Raw genomic sequence first — 18,632 nt, 5'->3', positions numbered from 1 at the left:
CCGTCAGTGCAGCCAGGACGAGTCCAGCGCCTGACCGACCGTGTCGGCGAACTGGGCAAGATTCGGTGCATCCGCCCGGCGAGCGGCGTCGGCGAGGCCGGCCCAGCGGTCGACGATCACCCGCGGGTCGGATGTGCTGATCGCGAGCCCGTGCGGCTCGTCGGCAGCACCGACGTCGGTGTCGTCGGCAGGCAACATCCAGACGGTGGACAGCCATACCCACGCCAGCCGGGCGAGCACGGCCTTGCGGGCCAGCTCACGGTCGGACGCCAGGCTGGGCCAGATGCCCTGTACTTCCGAGCGCCACGCGTCCAGCATTGCGGTCTCGAGTTCGACTATGCGAGCGGCATTGTCGGCGGCAAGCCACGGCCGGAACGTCACCAGCGCATAGGCGATGTCGAGCGAGGCGTCGCGGAAACCGCCCCATTCGTAGTCCATGAACTGGACGCCCTCATCGTTGATGAGGATGTTCTCCGGACCGACGTCAGAGGGGCTGAATGCGCGATGCTCCCCTTCGCCGAACAACGCTCTGGCCTTGCCCAGGGCATCCAGCACTTCAGGGTCCACCGTCAGACCGAAAGTGTCTGCGATCACCCGCGGTGCGGCGCTGACCGCCGCCTCGAACTGCGCTCGGAGGGCATCGACGGCGATCCCCGCTGCGCCTTGGCGGAGCAGCGCGGCAAAGTCGCCTTCGCCGCCCACGGTGGCAGCGTGCATGCGGCCGAGCGCCTGACCCCACGCGCTCACCGCGTTGCTGGTGGCGGCGCGGTCGTCGCTGCCCAGCAGCTCGGTCATGGATCGTCCATCCCCGAGGTCGCTCAACACCAGGACACGAGCGGAGAGGTCGAATGCGATCAGTTGAGGACCCGGACGCGACTCGAGGGGCAGCGCGGTCGCGTATTTGTACGACGCAACCTCGCGAATGAATGCTTCGCTGGACTCGGCGTCGTCACCGTCGCCGAGGACCTTGATCACCAGGGTGCGGTCGCCGGAGAACGGATTCTGGGCGACCCGGACCCGAACCACCTCGGTACGACCGCTGCCACCGAGGTCCTCAGGATCGGCTAAGGACACCGCGGAGCCGGCCCGAGCTGCGAGAATACGCTCGGCTGCCTGCACCGCGCCGGTGATCTGGCTATCGGCAAGAACAGTCATCGCCTCCAACTTACCCAATGGTGGCCTTACCCGGGCCCACCCGACGAGACATGTCAGATTTGTGGCGACACATCGACGGAGACCTCGATCCTGCTCTTGCGCGATTCGGTGTAGATGACCCCGCGCAGGGGCGGCACGTCGTCGTAGTCTCTGCCCCAGGCCACGGTGACGTGACGTTCGTCGACCAGTTTGTCGTTGGTGGGGTCGAATGCGATCCACGAGTCCCCAGGCAGCCAGACCGCGGCCCATGCGTGCGAGGCATCGGCACCGAAGATCCGTTCTTTTCCTGGTGGCGGGTCGGTGGCGAGGTAACCCGACACATACCGGGCAGCCAGACCCTGGGACCGCAGGCATGCGATCGCGACCCGCGCGAAGTCCTGGCACACGCCTTCGCGGCGCTCCATGACAGTGCTGACACGGGTGGAGATGGCCGTGGACCCCGAACGGTAGGTGAAGTCCTGAAAAATGCGCGTGGTGAGGGTGGTCACGGCTTCGAGGAGTGGTCTGCCCGGGGTGAAGATCGCCGACGCGTAATCCGTCACCGCGGGCGTGATCTCGGGAGGATCGAGATCGAGTCGGAACTCCGCAGCCCTGGCGCCGCCCATCCCGGTCGGGCGGGCTGATTCCCAGGGGGCCTGCGCGGCAGGTGATTGCAGCACATCGTCGTCGATCGGATCCACCTCGACGATCGAACGGCCGGTGACCTCGAGCCGCCGATGTGGAGTGCGGACATGGAAATAGCAGTCGTGGTTGCCGTATGTGTCGACACCGGTGGACCGGTCGGCGGGTTCGGGGTCGATCTCGACCTCGCTCGAGAGCACCCGCTGCCCGGGCATGTCACGGGGTTGCAGGTGTCCTCGTCCGTAAGAACTGGTGACCACGTCGTCGTAGTCGTAACGGGTGCGGTGCAGCACGGCGTACCGCCGACTCGGCGAGCCGCTCGCGGAGCTCTCCCCCGCCGGCGCTGGTGGCTCGAACTCGCCCGGCCGGTTCACAGTTGGTCCTCCGATCCGGCGCCCCAGAGCGGCTGCATCTCGACCGGGTAGGCAAAGCGGGTCCGGCCGAGGACGTCGGATATCTCACGCAATCCGGCGCCGAGAGTGCTCATCAGTTCGGCGAGTTCGACTCGGCGGCCACCGGCACCGATCGCGGCGAGATCCGCGGGGTCGACTCTGCGCAACTCGTTGACGAGGTCTTCGACCAGCCGCTCGGCAGCGGCGGACCGTACGTCGGTGGGCAGCGCCGTCAGATCGGCACGCAGAGTGTCCAATTGGTAGATCATCGCCCTGGGGTTGCCCTCGTCGAAGAGCAGAAGACCCGCGACCGGGCCCAGCCTGACGATGCCGCGGTTGCGGCGACGGTAGATGATCGCGGACTCGTTGGCAACGAGGTAGGCCTCGAGCAGACCCTGTTCGGTGTCGGCGTCGTGCTGCTGGACCAGAACAGCGGATGTGAGCGCAGCCAGCATCTGAGCTCGTTCGATGCGCCGCCCGATGTCCATGAACAGCCAGCCCGCGTCGTGGACCATCGATTCGGCCTGCAGCCCGGCCAGCGCCAGGAGCCCGTGCAGGATTTCCTCGTGCGCACGGCCGAGCTCGGACCCGTCGACGTCCAGTTCCTCGTTCGTCTCGGCGCCCGAACCGGACAAGATGGCCGGCGGACTGCCCAATTCGGCGATCGCTCTGTCGATCGCGCCGAGCACCATCCATGTGCTGGTGGACATCTGATCCCGCACCGCGCGCGCGAGTTGCTGCAGGCGTTCGACGGCAAAGGCCACCGAACCCGATGCCCTGCGCGAGCTGGTCATCGAGTGCATACGCGCCGTGGCCGCCATCACCTCATCGGGCTCGGGAGGCCGGCTGCTGTCGAAGTCGGCGATACCGTCGGTGTCCTCGAGGGCGGCTTCGCTGCCGGTGGCCGCTGCGATCGCGGACAGGAACAACGGAATGGACGCCGTCCCCGACATCCACGGCCGGTACCGATAGTCCTCGTAACGTTCCCTGGCCACCTTGACCATTCGGGTGGTCAGTTCTGCTCGTTCTCCATATCGGCCGAACCAGAACAGATCCGACAGCACCCTCGGAGAGCTCACGACGGCACTGTCGGTCACCGGTCGATGGGCGCGAGTGGATCGGCGGCCCACCTGCTCGTCGTCCGCCGTCATGACGGTTGCCACTCGGTCGTGGTGGTCGGACGACTCGGGGACACGGGCGGTGGGTCCGGCGGGCTCGGTGGTGGTGACCCAAACGTCCTTTCCGGCAATCGAATCCCAGGAAGCTCCGGCAGTTCCATCGGCGAGCACGTGGCCCAGACCGCCCGGCATCACGGCATAACCCGCACCCTGGGCAACGCTGAACACACGAAGGCCCACCGGCGCCGGACGCAGGCCCGCCCCGCCGGAGCCGGATTGCGTAGCGGCCGGGGTGGCCGACGGGGCCACCGAATAGTCCTCGAGCCGACGCCCCGCCCACGGCCAGGGCTCGGCTTCGATCCGGGCGATCAGTTCGTCGCGCGCTGCGGCGGTCAGACCTGGCCCCGAGATCTCTTCTCCGGTGCGGAAATTGGAGAACTGCAGGTTGGCTATGTCGGCGACCATCTTGGACCGGTCGAGATCTGTTCCCGCCCAATATGTCTCGACAGAATCGAGAAGCAGGTCCTCGTCGAGCAGGTGTCGGCTGACAGCGTGCAACACGGTGTGCAACGCCGGGTTCTCGAGGACCCCCGCGCCCAGGTGGTTCACCACCGAGACCGTCCCGCGCGACACGGCCTCCACGAGCCCGGGAACCCCGAGCCGCGAATCGGTGCGCAGATCGAGCGGATCGCAATAGGCGGCGTCGACGCGCCGGAGGATCACGTCGAGCCGTTTGAACTTGCCCAGCGAACGCATGTACACACTGCCGCCACGAACGACGAGGTCGGCTGCTTCGACAAGCGGGAAGCCCAGTGCCGAAGCCAGGTAGGCCTGGTCGAATGCGGTCTCGGACAACGAGCCCGGTGTCAGCACCGCCACCGTCGGGTCCTCGGTCCCCTGCGGCGCGTACTCGAGCAGCGACAGGCGAAGGGTCGCCGAGAACGCTGTCAGGGGCCGGGGTACACATCGCTGGAACAACCGCGGGAATGCCCGCGACATCAGTCGTCGATCGGCAAGCGCGTATCCGACGCCAGAGGGGGCGCCGGCGCGGTCGGCATACACGGTGTGCGCCCCACCCGGGCCCCGTCCGACGTCGCAGGCGTGCAGGAACAATGAGTGCGGCCCGGCCTGCGGGAATCCCGCAGCCTTGCGGATGTACCCCGGGTGTCCATAGACCATCTCCGGTGGCACGATGCCGTCCGTGATCACCCGTTGGCCCGAATAGATGTCGGCGAGCAGGGCGTCGAGGACCCTGGAACGCTGGGCGATCTTCCGGTCGAGTTCGGCCCACTGCGCGCCGTCGATGAGCAGCGGCACACAATCCAGCTCCCAGCGCCGCCGCCGGGTGGAATCACCGTCCGGGGCGTTGTAGGTGATGCCGTCGTCGTCGACCAGTGTGCGTACGCGCTGTTCGGCCCGGTGCAGTCCCGATCGGCCAAGGCGCGAATAGCCATCGACGAGCGGTTCCCACTGCCTGCGAACGGCCCCCGAGGCATCGAGCAACTCGTCGTACGGGCCTGGGGACGAAGCCCCGGGGATCCGAGCGAGATCGAACAATCCGAACCGGTCAGACCGATATCGGTCCAGGACTCCGGTGGGTTCGACCTTGGGCGATGTCACCGCAGAACTGTACGTGTGCGCCCCAGGTCGGGGATCATCGGTACGCCCGGGCCGGTCGCCGCCGTTGCCCGCGAGCGTGGGCGACGTGTGACCCCGCTACTGCGTCTCACCGCTGCGCGCGGACTTGCGCACGAGGGCCGACTTTCCGCGCCGTCGGCTGTGGGCCCGATGGATGAGGAGCACCGCGACTCCGGCAACCACGATCCCGATCAGGTTGATCACCAGCTGCGCGGTGGATTCGGCGGCGACCCGCCACTGCCCCAAGGTGGCGGCGACCACCGCATACCCGGCAGCGGGCACCGTCGTGACCGAGATGAAGACGCCGACCAGCGCCGCGGACTTCGAGGACACCAGTGACAACATGCCTGCGGCGCCGGCCAGCAGTGCGACCACCAGCGAGAACGGCCCGACCTGATAGATGAAGTCGAGCTGGTCGGCTGTGGTCACGTCGCGCATCGTCATCCAGCCGAGGCTCTGGGCGGCCAGCGCTCCGAGCCCGGTCACCACCATGGCAAGCGGAAAACCCACCGCCAAGGCCACCACCGATCGTCGGGCCAGGGCGTATCGGCGGCGCACGATCGCCACGGCGATGCCGCCGAGTGGACCGAACTCGGGCCCGACGACCATCCCACCGACAACCGTGACAGGGGAATCGGTCACAACCCCGACAGCCGCGAGCAGACAGGCCAGGCACAGGAAAGCCAGGAACGTCCCGCTCAGCGTCGAGTCCTCGTTGGTGCGCTCGAGTAGTTCGTCCCACACCACCGCGTCCCCGGGATCTCCCGGGGCGTCGTGCTCAGCCCGGTCGGCGGCCTCGGACAGCACCATGTCGAGCAATTCGACGGTGATTGCACCTTCGGTCCGAAGCTCCAGTGCCCTGAGCTCTTTGAGCAGTTCGTTCGCGGCCTCACGAGTGACGTCGGCTTCGATCAGGTCCCCGGCCGGCTCCACTGCGACTCCGGGAATCCGGACCACGTGAGCGACCCCGACGTAGTCGCGCAAGGTCTCCACCACATCATCAGATCGCTCGTGCGGGCTGATGATCCGGATGTGGAGCACGGGCCGGCTGCGTTCAGGACTCGGCGGGTGTCGGTGACTTCACGGCCTGTTTGTCCTTGGGCGCCGGAGGTTTCGCATCGATTCCCGACTCCTTGCGTTGGGCAGGCGTGATCGCGGCGGGCGCGTCGGTGAGTGGATCGATCCCACCCCCGGACTTCGGGAACGCGATGACGTCGCGGATCGACGGTTGCCCGGCGAGCAGTGCCGTGATCCGGTCCCATCCGAAAGCGATGCCGCCGTGGGGCGGGGCTCCGTATGCGAAGGCGTCCAGCAGGAATCCGAACTTCTCCTGCGCTTCCTCGGCACCGATGCCCATGATCTTGAAGACGAGTTCCTGGACCTCGCGCCGGTGGATACGTATCGATCCGCCGCCGATCTCGTTGCCGTTGCAGACGATGTCGTAGGCGTACGCCAACGCGGATCCGGGGTCGGATTCGAGTACCCCGAGCGATTCGGGCTTCGGAGAGGTGAAGGCGTGGTGCACAGCGGTCCATGCGCCCGAGCCGACGGCCACGTCACCGCTGGCGGTGGCATCGTCGGCCGGCTCGAACAGTGGCGCGTCCACCACCCACGTGAACGCCCAGTCACCGTCTTTGATCAGGCCGAGACGTTGGGCGATCTCACCGCGCGCTGCACCGAGTAGGGCGCGCTGCGCCTTGGCGGGCCCGGCGGCGAAGAACACACAGTCGCCGGGGGTCGCGCCGACGTGGGCGACCAGACCGGCCCGCTCGTCCTCGGACAAGTTCTTGGCCACCGGCCCACCGAGCGAACCGTCTTCTTGGACAAGCACATACGCCAGCCCTTTGGCGCCGCGCTGCTTCGCCCACTCCTGCCAGGCGTCGAGCTGTCGGCGTGGCTGGCTTGCGCCGCCCGGCATGACAACGGCACCCACGTAGGGAGCCTGGAACACCCGGAACGGAGTGTCCTTGAAGTAGTCGGTGCACTCCACCAGCTCGAGTCCGAATCGCAGGTCCGGTTTGTCGCTGCCGAACCGGCGCATCGCCTCGGCGTAGGTGATCCGCGGGATCGGCGTCGGGAGGTCATAACCGATCAGCTTCCACAGCGCGACGAGGATCTGTTCTGCCACGGCGATCACGTCGTCCTGCTCGACGAAGCTCATCTCGACGTCGAGCTGGGTGAACTCGGGCTGGCGGTCGGCGCGGAAATCCTCGTCGCGGTAGCAGCGGGCGATCTGGAAGTACCGCTCCATCCCGGCGACCATCAGCAGCTGCTTGAAGAGCTGGGGACTCTGCGGCAGCGCATAGAAGGTGCCGGGCTGCAACCGTGCCGGCACCAGGAAGTCGCGGGCGCCTTCGGGTGTGGATCGGGTCAGCGTCGGGGTCTCGATCTCCACGAAGTCCTGATCGAGCAGGACAGTACGCGCGGCGTTGTTCACCTTCGAACGGAGCCGCAGGGCCGCACCCGGGCCTTCGCGGCGGAGGTCGAGATACCGGTACTTCAGACGCGCTTCCTCGCCGGGGCTCTCGTCGAGTTGGAACGGCAGGGGCGCGGATTCGTTGAGCACAACGAGTTCGGTGGCATTGATCTCGATCGCGCCCGACTCCAGGTTCGGGTTCTCACTGCCCTCGGGTCGCTGCTCGACGAGTCCGGTGACCTGCACGCAATATTCTGCGCGGAGCCGGTGCGCCGGCGTGGCCACCGCATCGTCACGGAAAACCACCTGTGCGAGCCCGGAGCTGTCGCGCAGATCGATGAAGATGACCCCGCCGTGGTCGCGGCGTCGCGCCACCCAACCGGTCAACGTCACGGTCTGTCCGGCATTCTCGGCCCGTAACGATCCGGCGAAATGGGTGCGCAGCACAGTGTTCCTCTCGATTGCGGTCAAACACTTCGGTGGCTGAAGGGTTTTGTATCGTGCAACATCCTACGGGCGCCGCATTCGAGAGAGAACGCACCTGCTCGTGCCATGCTTGGCGAATGACTTTCCAAGGTGGCGGTCCACTCGACACAGGCAACGTCTCCGGCGGCGGCGGAGGTCGTGGCCGGCTGGCCCTCGGTGGCGGGGCAGGACTGATCGTCATCGTCGTGGCCGCTCTGCTCGGGATCGATCCGAACGCGATCGGCCTCGGTGGTGACGAGACCGGTTCGAGTACCTCCTCGCAGCAGTCGGCGATCGACGAGCACATCCAGAGCTGCACCATCGAGAAGGCCAACGTCGACACGGTGTGCCGAATCGTTGCGACCACCAACAGTCTCGACCGCGTGTGGAGCAACATCATGCCGGGATACGAGCCGCCGCAGACGAAGATCTTCTCCGGCAGCGTCGACACCGCTTGCGGGCCGGCCACCTCCGACGTCGGACCGTTCTACTGCCCGGGTGATCAGACCGCCTATTTCGACCCGACCTTCTTTGACGTGCTGAGCGATCAGCTCGGCGGCAGCGACGGCCCGCTGGCACAGGAATACGTGGTCGCCCATGAGTACGGCCACCACATCGAGTACCTCACCGGCGCTCTGGAGAAGGGTCAGCGCATGGGGGCCGCCGGCCCGACGTCGGGATCGGTGCGGATCGAGCTGCAGGCCGATTGCCTGGCCGGCGTGTGGGCGTTCAACGCAGACAAGGGTCCGAACGCGATGCTGGCGCCGCTCACCCAGCAGCAGATCTCCGACGTGATCCAGACAGCGAAGGCCATCGGAGACGACGCCATCTCGGGCGACAGTTCCAATCCGGAGGGGTGGACACACGGTTCATCGGACCAGCGGGTGCGATGGTTCAACGTGGGATATGACCGCGGCGATGCAGCGGCATGCGACACCTTCGCGGTGGGCAGCCTGTGACCCGGGAGGCCACCGGGATCGACCGGATCGCGGAGGGATTCCTGGAACGGTCGTGCGCACTCAATCCCATCGAGGCCACACATCTCGGTGTCGTCGGCCACGATCACCGGCTCACCGACTTCTCGCCTGCCGGTGAGGAAGAGCGGGCCATCGCCAGGCGGGACACCATCGCGGCACTCGCGGCCGAGGCACTCGCCGACGATGTCGACCGGGTGACCGTGGCGACCATGACCGACCAGTTGAGCCGGTCGCTGGCCGTCGACGATGCCGGACTGCGGACCGGTGAGGTGAACGTCATCGAATCGCCGTTGCAGGCGGTCCGCGACGTCTTCGACTTGATGGCCACCGACTCCCCCGCCGACCAGGACGTGTTCTTGGCCCGGCTGGATCAGGTCCCGAGCTGCGTGGAGACCATCATCGAAGGGATCCGGGCCCGCCTGTCGTCCGGACCCGCCCTGACCAGACGGCAGGTCGAATTGGTTGCGGCTCAAGCCGATACCGCCACCTCGTCGATCTTCAGCAATGCGACGGCGATCGAGTCCACAGACCGCGTCGATCTGCTCGACGAACTGCGCGGACGAGTGGGTGCAGTGATGACGCGGCTGGCGGCCGTCCTCCGCGACGACGTGCTGCCCCGCACCACCGATGCCGATGGCGTGGGCCGCGACCGCTACCGCCTGCACTCAGCGGAGTTCGTCGGTGCCGACATCGACGTCGACGATGCGTACGCGTGGGGCGTGGACCTGCTCGATTCCATTGTTGCCGAACAACAGACGCTGGCCGAGGTGATCGCGCCGGGAGCTGGTGTGAACGGTGCGCTCGAGGCCCTCAACGCCGATCCGCGGTACCAGATGACCGATCGGGATGCGTTCGTCGCCTGGATGCAGGAGTTGTCGGACCGGGCCACCGCCGAGGTGGGCCGCGAACACTTCGACATCCCTGCCGATCTCACCGCACTGGAATGTCGTCTGGCACCGGCGGCCACCGGGATCATCTACTACACGACACCGAGCGAAGACCTCAGCAGGCCGGGGCGCATGTGGTGGTCGGTTCCGCCGCAGCAGAAGGTCTTTCACACCTGGCAGGAGACCACCACCGTCTTCCACGAGGGCGTCCCAGGACATCACCTGCAGCTTGGTTCGGCGATGGTCAGTCCCGACCTCAACCGGTGGCGCAAACTGGCGTCGTTCACCTCCGGTCACGGTGAGGGCTGGGCCCTCTACGCAGAACGACTGATGGGGGAACTCGGCTGGCTCGAGGATCCGGGTGACCGGATGGGGATGCTCGACTCGCAGCGACTGCGCGCCGCCCGGGTTGTCGTGGACATCGGGGTGCACTGCGGTCTCACCGCACCGGAGTCGGTGGGTGGAGGCACATGGGATGCCGACAAGGCGTGGACGTTCCTCACCTCGGCCGTCGCGATGGACCGCACCGTCCTCCGGTTCGAATTGGACCGTTACCTCGGCTGGCCCGGCCAGGCGCCGTCGTACGCGCTCGGGCAACGGGTGTGGCAGCAGGCCCGCGACAACTACTTGCACCTCAACCCGGGCGGCTCACTCAAGGACTTCCACCGCAAGGCGCTGGCGCTCGGCGGGGTCAGTCTTGATGTCCTGCGGTCCGAACTGACCTGACCACCGATCGGGCGCCGGGCGCCACCGACCGCGACCTTCCGCCGCTCGGAATGCCCGCTCGGCGGGTTACTCGGGCGGGTTCTCGGCGACCGGCAGACTCGGGGTGTGGGCCTGGCTCCCCCATGTGCGTCCGGTGAACGGTGCCGGTTCGGGGTCACCGCTCACCGTGAAGGTGCAGGCAACCGACCCGGTCATGACCAGTGCGGTCAGCCCGGCCGCGCACCAGAGCCGGACCCGGCGGCTCATCGGCCTGCGGCCAGCTGCGAAGTCAGTTGCTGCACAACATCATCGAGCGCCAGGCGCTGCTGGTTCCCGTTGCTCAGGTCCTTGAGCTCGACCTCACCGGAAGCCAGTTCGTTCTCGCCGAGAACCAGTGCGAATCGCGCGCCCGATCGGTCAGCCGCCTTCATCGCTCCCTTGAGTCCGCGACCGCCGTAGGCGATGTCGACCCTGACCCCGGCCGCGCGGAGCCGACCGGCAACCTCGACGAGGGCATCTTTGGCGGCGTCACCGAGTGGCACCCCGAACACCTCGCACCGTGCGTCCGTTGCCGCGGCGATCCCTTCGGCCTCCAACGCCAGAACGGTGCGGTCCACGCCGAGCCCATAACCGATACCGGACAGCTCCTGCTTGCCGCCCAACTGCTTCATCAAGCCGTCGTAGCGACCGCCGCCACCGATGCCCGACTGCGCACCGAGCCCGTCGTGAACGAACTCGAAGGTGGTCTTCGTGTAGTAGTCCAGGCCGCGGACCAACCTCGGGTTCTTCTCATAAGCCACGCCGAGCCGGTCCAGGTGTCCGATCACCGCATCGAAGTGTTCCCGAGCCGAGTCCGACAGGTAGTCGATCATCAGAGGTGCACCGGCCGTCGCCTCACGGATGTGCGGCCTCTTGTCGTCGAGCACCCTCAACGGGTTGATCCCCGCTCGGCGCCGCGTCTCTTCGTCCAGATCGAGTCCGAAGAGAAACTGCTGCAAGGCTTCCCGATACTGAGGCCGGCAGGTGTCATCGCCGAGCGAGGTGATCTCGAGGCGAAAGCCGCTCAGCCCCAGGGCGCGGAAGCCCTCGTCTGCGATCGCGATGACCTCCGCGTCGAGAGCCGGGTCGTCGATCCCGATCGCCTCGACACCCACCTGCTGCAACTGGCGGTACCGGCCCGTCTGAGGCTTCTCGTAACGGAAGAACGGCCCTGCGTAGGACAGCTTGACAGGGAGTTGACCCCGATCGAGGCCGTGCTGGATCACGGCCCGCATCACGCCCGCGGTTCCTTCCGGACGCAACGTCACCGACCGGTCACCACGATCGGCGAACGTGTACATCTCCTTCGAGACCACGTCGGTGGATTCTCCGACGCCCCGGGCGAACAACGCGGTGTCCTCGAAGATCGGCAGCTCTATGTGTGAGTATCCGGCCAGTCGCGCCGCCCTGGTCAATGCGTCGCGGACGGCGACGAACTGGGCCGATGACGGCGGAACGTAGTCTGGTACGCCCCGCGGCGCCTGGAATCCGGCATTCACAGTCCGTGACGTCCCTTCGATCGGTTGGTGGCCGGTCCATCCTGCCCGGGGTGGGACAGATCGGCCAAAAATGGATTGCCGGCACGTTCGCGACCGATGGTCGTCTGCTCGCCGTGCCCTGGCAGTACCAACGTCTCGTCCGGCAACCCCAGCATCCGGTCGGCGATGGAATCGAGCAGTTGTTGGTGGTCGCCGCCCGGCAGGTCCGTGCGGCCGATGGAACCGGCAAACAGCACGTCGCCCGCGAAGCAGACCGGAACAGTCCCCTCCGGGGTGTCCACGTCGATACCGAACAGCACCGAACCCTGCGTGTGACCCGGCGCCAGATCCACCGAGAAGGACAACCCCGCGACGTCCAGATCTTCGCGATCGACGAGATCGATCACCTTCTCCGGCTCTCGAAAGACGGTGTCGCCGATCATCGCTCCGAGTGCCCGTCCGATTCCGGCCGCCGGGTCGGCGAGCATGTGCCTGTCAGCCGGATGGATGAATGCCGGGATGGCGTATTCGTCGCACAACTCGGTGGCGTTCCAGGTGTGATCGAGGTGCCCGTGGGTCAGCAGCACTGCCACCGGGGTCAGTGAATGCTCGGCCAGTAGTTTGCGCACTCCTGGAGCGGAGTCCTGACCTGGGTCGATGATGATCGCCTCGCTACCGGGGGCGGGCGCCACCACATAGCAGTTGGTGGCGAACATGCCCGCGGGGAAGCCCGTGATCAGCATGGTCTGCACTCCTGGGTCGGGGAAGGTGTTCCTTCATCATCCCAGCACGGCAAAACGTGATTGCCCCGGCCACGTGCCGAAGTCGGCGCGCCAACGCCGCACCCATATAACGTGCTCTCAGCATTTGCTGGCAGACTCGCACCGGATGCCCCGCGCCCGGGGTGCAGCGAGACGGACGATTTATACGGAGGATCTCTGCGGTGTCGAGCAACGAGCAACGACGGCAGGCGGCGAAACGCAAGCTGGAGCGGCGGTTGGAGCGGCAGCAGCAGGCCGCGCGCAAGCGCAAGATCATCATCGTCTCGACGTCCGTGGTACTGGTCGTTGCGGTCGCCGCGGTGGCCACCACGCTCATCGTGAAAAAGGTCGCCGACGACAACGAGAAGGCCCGCTGGACCGCGTGCAGCTACGTCGAGGACACGGCCGACCCGTTCGAAGGCCTGCCGGACACCGTGCCGGCAGAGGTCCCGGCTGACCAGCAGCCCAAGTTCCAGCAGTTCCTCGGTGAGCTCAAAGCCGGTGCCGCCAAACAGCGTAAAGCGCCCATGCCCGGCGACAAGCAACTCAAAGAAGGCTCGGTCGACGTCGTATTCGACACCAGCCAGGGTGCAATCCCGGTTCAGCTGAACCGAAAGGACGCCCCCTGCAACGTCGGCGCGTTCGAGAGCCTCATCAAAGAGAACTACTTCAACGACACCTCCTGCCACCGGCTGACCAGCGATCAACTCAAGGTGCTCCAGTGCGGAGACCCCACCGCCACCGGTCGCGGCGGGCCCGGCTGGCAGAGTCCTGACGAATTGCCGACGGGATTCGCGTCGGCCGGCGAAGCCGACCCGACCACCGGAGCGCAACCGGTGACGTATCCCCGCGGCACCATCGCGGTGGCCAACAGCGGCACCAACCAGGAAACCGGCGCGGGAACCGGCGGAAGTCAGTTCTTCATGGTGATCCAGGACGGCGTACTGCCTGCCGATTACACGGTGATCGGCAAGGTCGAAGAGCCCGGCCTGCAGGTGCTGGACAAGGTGCTCGCAGGCGGCATCGTGCCCGGCTTGCGTCCGAACCAGTCCACCGGGTCGCTCGACGAGAACCCGTCAGACGGCAAACCCGTTCTCCCGGTGGACATCACCACCGCCACGATCGGAAGCTGAGAGCCACCTCGGCCGTCTCGACCCCGGTGAGCGACCAGGGTTCGACTACGCGGCCGAGGTGACCCGGTAGACGTCGTAGACACCTTCGACATTGCGGACCACGTTGAGGACGTGGCCGAGATGCTTCGGGTCGCCCATCTCGAAGGTGAACTTGCTGATGGCCACCCGATCACGTGATGTGGTCACCGATGCCGACAAGATGTTCACGCGCTCGTCTGCGAGGACGCGGGTGACGTCCGACAGCAGACGCGACCGGTCGAGGGCCTCGACCTGGATGGCGACGAGGAACACCGACGACGGTGACGGCGCCCATTTGACCTCGATGATCCGTTCGGACTGCTCGCGCAGTGCTCCGGCGTTGGTGCAATCGGTGCGATGCACGCTCACTCCCCCACCGCGGGTCACGAATCCCATGATCTCGTCGCCCGGAACGGGAGTGCAGCACTTCGCCAGCTTGGCCAGGACGCCGTCCGCGCCGGGGACCACCACACCGGCATCGCCCGTCTGGCGGGCCGGGGACGGCATCGTCGACGGGGTGGACCGTTCGGCGAGCTCTTCTTCGGCGTCTTCGAGTCCACCGAGCTGGGCCACCAGACGACTGACCACGTGGCGCGCGGAGACATGTCCCTCACCGACAGCGGCGTAGAGCGCCGACACATCCGTGAAACGCAGCTCATGGGCAATCGCGCCCATGGAATCGCTGTTCAGCAGCCTCTGAATCGGAAGTCCGCCTCGGCGAACCTCTTTGGCGATAGCATCTTTGCCGGATTCGAGAGCTTCCTCCCGGCGTTCCTTGGCGAACCACTGCCGGATCTTCGCCTTGGCGCGTGGACTGACCACAAACGACTGCCAGTCCCGCGATGGCCCCGCGGTGGCAGCTTTCGAGGTGAAGACCTCTACGACTTCCCCGTTCTCGAGTGTGCGTTCGAGCGCGACGAGTCGACCGTTGACCCGCGCCCCGATACAGCGGTGGCCGACCTCGGTGTGGACCGCGTAGGCGAAGTCCACCGGCGTCGATCCGGTGGGGAGGGTGATCACGTCGCCCTTGGGTGTGAAGACGAAGATCTCCTTGACTGCGAGGTCGTACCGCAGCGACTCGAGGAACTCGCCGGGATCGGCAGCCTCTCTCTGCCAATCGAGCAACTGCCGCATCCACGCCATGTCGTCGATCTCGGCAGAGTCGGAACTGTGCTTGCCCTTCGTCTCCTTGTATCGCCAGTGGGCCGCGATCCCGAACTCCGCCGTGCGGTGCATGTCGCGGGTGCGGATCTGCACCTCGAGGGGTTTGCCCTCGGGACCGATCACGGTGGTGTGCAGCGACTGGTACACCCCGAAACGAGGTTGGGCGATGTAGTCCTTGAAGCGGCCGGCCATCGGTTGCCAGAGTGAATGCACCACGCCCACAGCGGCATAGCAGTCCCGCAGGTCGTCGCACAGGATGCGCATACCCACGAGGTCGTGGATGTCGTCGAACTCGCGCCCCTTGACGATCATCTTCTGATAGATCGACCAGTAGTGCTTGGGCCGGCCCTCTACGGTCGCCGTGATGCGAGATCCGGTGAGCGCGTTGATGATGTCGGCGCGAACCCTGGCCAGGTAGGTGTCTCTGGAGGGCGCCCGGTCGGCCACGAGACGGACGATCTCCTCGTAACGCTTGGGATGCAGGATGGCGAAGGCGAGATCCTCTAGTTCCCACTTGACGGTTGCCATGCCCAGTCGATGAGCAAGTGGGGCAATGACTTCCAAAGTCTCGCGGGCTTTGCGCGCCTGCTTCTCCGGTGGCAGGAAGCGCATGGTGCGCATGTTGTGCAGGCGGTCGGCGACCTTGATCACCAGGACCCGCGGATCACGGGCCATCGCGATGATCATCTTGCGGATGGTCTCGGCCTCGGCCGCGTTGCCCAGAGCGACCTTGTCGAGCTTGGTCACGCCATCGACGAGGTGGGCGACTTCTTGCCCGAAGTCCTCGGACAGCTGTTCCAGCGAGTAGCCCGTGTCCTCGACGGTGTCGTGCAGCAGCGCCGCCACCAGCGTGGTGGTGTCCATTCCGAGGTCGGCGAGGATGGTGGCCACCGCGAGCGGGTGCGTGATGTACGGGTCGCCGGACTTGCGGAACTGCCCGCTGTGCTTGGCCTCCGCGGTGTCATAGGCGCGTTGGAGAACGGTGACGTCGGCTTTGGGGTAGCCGTCGCGGTGAAGGGCGACGAGGGGCTCGAGCACCGGCCGAATCGAACTCTTGGTCGCGGTCATCCGTCGGGCCAGGCGAGCCCTGACACGGCGGGAGGCCGAGGTCGAGACAGCACCGTTCGACCCTTTGACCGGGGCGACGTCCGCCGCCGGGGGTGCCACGGGGGCGACGCTGTCGCCGGTCGGGGCCTGCGTCAGAGCACCAGGCGTCTCTTCGGCCATCGGTCACCTCCTGTGATGTGAAGGATCGAAAACTACCAGTCAGATCATGTCCATCAACCCTAGACCTCAGCCCGGAGTCAGGGCAGACAGCCCGATGTCACCGACGGCCTGGCTGATTGCCGCCCGGCCACCGAGTGCGCCGAGTTCCATCACCACGGCCACCGCGACCGGTATCGCCCCGGCTTGGCGCAGCAGCTTGATCGCGGCGATGACCGTTCCTCCGGTCGCGAGCACGTCGTCGACGATCAGTACCCGCATCCCCGTGAGGTCGAGGCCGTCGGCCGGGATCTCCAGGCAGGCGGATCCGTACTCGAGGGTGTACTCCTGCATCAGCACCGGCGGGGGCAGCTTTCCGGCCTTGCGGACCGCCAGCACTCCGGTGCCGAGCTCGAGTGCCACACCCGAACCCAACAGAAATCCCCGCGCGTCGATTCCCGCCACCAGGTCGATCTGACCGGCGTCGCAGTCGGCGAGTCCGGAGATCACCGCACGAAGCCCGGCCGGATCGGCCAGCACGGGTGACAGATCTTTGAACTGGACTCCCGGAGACGGAAAATCGGCGACCTTGCGAGTGAGCCGCTCGATTGCCGACGAGGCCTCGCGAGCGGTGTGTGCCTCGCGGCCGGTCTGGGTGGTGGGGCTGTCCATCTTCTCAAGTCCTCATCTGTTCGATTACCACCGTTCGACGTCGTGCGCCTCGGTGGGCCTGCGTGGTCTGTAGAACGCGGGTCAGGTGTCCGACAGCATCCAGCGATCAATGTTCCATCCCGTACCGACGCGAGCGTTCCCGGGCACCACGTTGTCCACATTGTCTCCCGAAAGCCGCGTTCGCGGCTCGACGAACAACGGGAGAGCCGGCATGTCCTGCCACAGCAACAACTCGATCTCGCGGAGTAGAGGGAGCTGACCCGCGGGCCGAACCGTCACCGCGAGCTGGTCGATCAGGGCCGAGACCCTCGCGTTCGAGTACCTGCCGATGTTGCTCGGATCGCTTCGATGGAAGGCGTAGGAATCCCGGATGGGATCGGCGGCGCCCGTGGCGGCGAATCCGTTGCCGGAAGCGGTGATCAAGGCATCCACCTCGGCGCCGAGACTCGCCGGACCGATGGTGTCGGAGGCGGCGTCGACCACGGTGATGCCGGCACGCTGGCAGCTGGCCGTGATGGCGGCCACCATCTGACCTCTGCGCATGTCCGGTCCGAGATAACCGATGCGGACGGTCATAGCAGCGCCTGCCCCCGACTCGCGCGCTTCCCGTGCGGCACGCTCGGGGTCGGCCCGCAGGTAGTCGCGACCGAACTCGGCATCAAGTGCACCCGTGAGGAGATCACCCGGCCCGAGCAGATGGTTGTTGGCGATGGGGGCCCCGCGGCCGAACTCGCGGGCGAGACCGTCACGGGGTACGCACGCGGCGAACGCGCGACGCGCGGCCGAGGTGGCGAACACACCGCGACCGGCCATGACGATCCGCTCGACCCCCAGCGAGGCCGGTGGCATCGGCCCCGGAGGTGGCGCCGCGGTGGTGCTGGACTGTCGGCGCGGCGCCGGGTCGACGGCACTGTAGGTTCCGGCCCCGATGTCGAGCACGTCGACCTTCGAGTCACCTTTGCCGTCCGCGAAATCGTCGCTCATCGCAGTGGACCGCGGCCACAGCGTCAGCTGTTGTTCACCGGCGGGTTGGCCCCACCATCGGTCGTTGGCGGACAGCACCAGTCCGCCGTCTCGGGTGTAGTCCTGCACCCGATAGGGGCCCAGTGCAGGGAAGTCTGCGGATTCGAATTCGCCGGGTGTCATCGACAGACCCGTGTTCCAGATCCGCGCCATCTGTCCCAGGACGCGGCGGTCGCCTCGGCTGATGGGTCCGACGACATCCGGCACCCCCGAGGCACGGGCAACCACCTGAGGAGGGATCAGCGTCCCCGCCCCGAACAGCCCCTTCCAGTCGCGATAGGCGCGGCCGGGCCGGAAGGTGACGGTCGCCGTCTTGGCGCCGGGGGTGCACTCGACGCGTTCGATGTCGCGATAGCCAGCGGTGGTGACGGGTTCGAATCCAGAGAAACGCCCGCTGTGGGCAGCCCACGCCAACGTCATCGCATCGCAGGTCAGCGGTACCCCGTCGGAATACACGGCCCGGGGATTGATCTGGTAGTTCACCGTCAGACGGGAAGGGTCGACCGGCTGTGGTGTCGCGGTTCCGATGTCGGTGTCCGCGATGACGCGCCCGTCGGGCCCGAGGTAGCTGAATCCGGGCAGCACCCGCGCCAGAGCCATCTGCCCTCCGCCGATGCCACCGTTCAACGTCTCGGTGTTGTATGTGGTCACCGCACCGTCGATCAGGTAGTTCACCGAGAATTCGGCGTCTTCTGAGCAACCCGCGACCACTGCCGTCCCACACACCATCGCCAGCGATGCGGCAAGCAGTGCGCGGGATCTCATCA

14 protein-coding genes are annotated in these 18,632 nt (G+C 66.6%); 3 read left to right on the top strand and 11 right to left on the bottom strand.

The window, feature by feature from the left end:
* Positions 1 to 3: 3 nt before the first annotated feature.
* The 5 genes from WIMU1_RS13605 to aspS all read right to left on the bottom strand — a co-directional run bounded on the left by WIMU1_RS13605 (position 4) and on the right by aspS (position 7,787).
* Positions 4 to 1,155: a hypothetical protein gene (locus tag WIMU1_RS13605; protein WP_062797985.1), complete on the bottom strand. Its 1,152-nt coding sequence runs from the start codon at positions 1,153 to 1,155 to the stop codon at positions 4 to 6.
* A gap of 53 nt (positions 1,156 to 1,208) precedes the next feature.
* The gene (locus tag WIMU1_RS13600) at positions 1,209 to 2,069 is read right to left on the bottom strand and encodes a transglutaminase family protein (protein WP_062798576.1); all 861 of its coding nucleotides are present in this window, start codon (positions 2,067 to 2,069) and stop codon (positions 1,209 to 1,211) included.
* Between the two features lie 77 nt (positions 2,070 to 2,146).
* A complete protein-coding gene (locus WIMU1_RS13595) occupies positions 2,147 to 4,906 on the bottom strand; it encodes a circularly permuted type 2 ATP-grasp protein (protein WP_062797983.1) in 2,760 nt (919 codons plus the stop codon).
* A 96-nt stretch (positions 4,907 to 5,002) separates the two neighbouring features.
* Complete coding sequence (locus WIMU1_RS13590; RefSeq protein ID WP_062797981.1) at positions 5,003 to 5,965, bottom strand: DUF389 domain-containing protein; 963 nt, start codon at positions 5,963 to 5,965, stop codon at positions 5,003 to 5,005.
* 13 nt (positions 5,966 to 5,978) lie between these two features.
* Positions 5,979 to 7,787 carry an aspartate--tRNA ligase gene (aspS, locus tag WIMU1_RS13585; RefSeq protein ID WP_062797980.1) on the bottom strand — a complete coding sequence of 603 codons (1,809 nt, stop codon included), beginning with the start codon at positions 7,785 to 7,787 and terminating at the stop codon, positions 5,979 to 5,981.
* 116 nt (positions 7,788 to 7,903) lie between these two features.
* On the opposite strand from aspS, the gene ypfJ reads away from it, so the two are divergent.
* A complete protein-coding gene (gene ypfJ, locus WIMU1_RS13580) occupies positions 7,904 to 8,764 on the top strand; it encodes a KPN_02809 family neutral zinc metallopeptidase (protein ID WP_062797978.1) in 861 nt (286 codons plus the stop codon).
* Complete coding sequence (locus WIMU1_RS13575; RefSeq protein ID WP_062797977.1) at positions 8,734 to 10,395, top strand: DUF885 domain-containing protein; 1,662 nt, start codon at positions 8,734 to 8,736, stop codon at positions 10,393 to 10,395. Before ypfJ ends, WIMU1_RS13575 begins: the two co-directional genes overlap by 31 nt.
* A gap of 66 nt (positions 10,396 to 10,461) precedes the next feature.
* On the opposite strand, the gene WIMU1_RS13570 is transcribed toward WIMU1_RS13575, so the two are convergent.
* The 3 genes from WIMU1_RS13570 to WIMU1_RS13560 are packed head-to-tail and all read right to left on the bottom strand — an operon-like array spanning position 10,462 to position 12,634.
* The gene (locus tag WIMU1_RS13570) at positions 10,462 to 10,641 is read right to left on the bottom strand and encodes a hypothetical protein (RefSeq protein ID WP_023959508.1); all 180 of its coding nucleotides are present in this window, start codon (positions 10,639 to 10,641) and stop codon (positions 10,462 to 10,464) included.
* A complete protein-coding gene (gene hisS, locus WIMU1_RS13565) occupies positions 10,638 to 11,912 on the bottom strand; it encodes a histidine--tRNA ligase (RefSeq protein WP_062797975.1) in 1,275 nt (424 codons plus the stop codon). The genes WIMU1_RS13570 and hisS overlap by 4 nt, the downstream gene beginning before the upstream one ends.
* Entirely contained in the window at positions 11,909 to 12,634 is a 726-nt protein-coding gene (locus WIMU1_RS13560) for an MBL fold metallo-hydrolase (RefSeq protein ID WP_062798574.1), read from the bottom strand. Before WIMU1_RS13560 ends, hisS begins: the two co-directional genes overlap by 4 nt.
* A gap of 200 nt (positions 12,635 to 12,834) precedes the next feature.
* On the opposite strand from WIMU1_RS13560, the gene WIMU1_RS13555 reads away from it, so the two are divergent.
* Entirely contained in the window at positions 12,835 to 13,785 is a 951-nt protein-coding gene (locus tag WIMU1_RS13555) for a peptidylprolyl isomerase (protein ID WP_062797974.1), read from the top strand.
* A gap of 45 nt (positions 13,786 to 13,830) precedes the next feature.
* On the opposite strand, the gene WIMU1_RS13550 is transcribed toward WIMU1_RS13555, so the two are convergent.
* The 3 genes from WIMU1_RS13550 to WIMU1_RS13540 form a co-directional block, all read right to left on the bottom strand.
* Positions 13,831 to 16,194 carry a RelA/SpoT family protein gene (locus WIMU1_RS13550; RefSeq protein ID WP_062797972.1) on the bottom strand — a complete coding sequence of 788 codons (2,364 nt, stop codon included), beginning with the start codon at positions 16,192 to 16,194 and terminating at the stop codon, positions 13,831 to 13,833.
* Positions 16,195 to 16,260: 66 nt separating this feature from the next.
* Positions 16,261 to 16,842, bottom strand: coding sequence for an adenine phosphoribosyltransferase (locus WIMU1_RS13545; RefSeq protein WP_062797970.1), 582 nt, complete (start codon positions 16,840 to 16,842; stop codon positions 16,261 to 16,263).
* A gap of 81 nt (positions 16,843 to 16,923) precedes the next feature.
* Positions 16,924 to 18,630, bottom strand: a complete 1,707-nt coding sequence (locus tag WIMU1_RS13540; protein WP_245969027.1) for an ABC transporter substrate-binding protein — start codon at positions 18,628 to 18,630, stop codon at positions 16,924 to 16,926.
* Positions 18,631 to 18,632 lie beyond the last annotated feature (2 nt).

The sequence above is a fragment of the Williamsia muralis NBRC 105860 genome, from assembly GCF_001598915.1.
Lineage (GTDB): Bacteria > Actinomycetota > Actinomycetes > Mycobacteriales > Mycobacteriaceae > Williamsia > Williamsia muralis.
The sequence above is the reverse complement of the archived record's forward strand: the minus strand, read 5'-3'. Positions and strand labels throughout refer to the sequence as shown.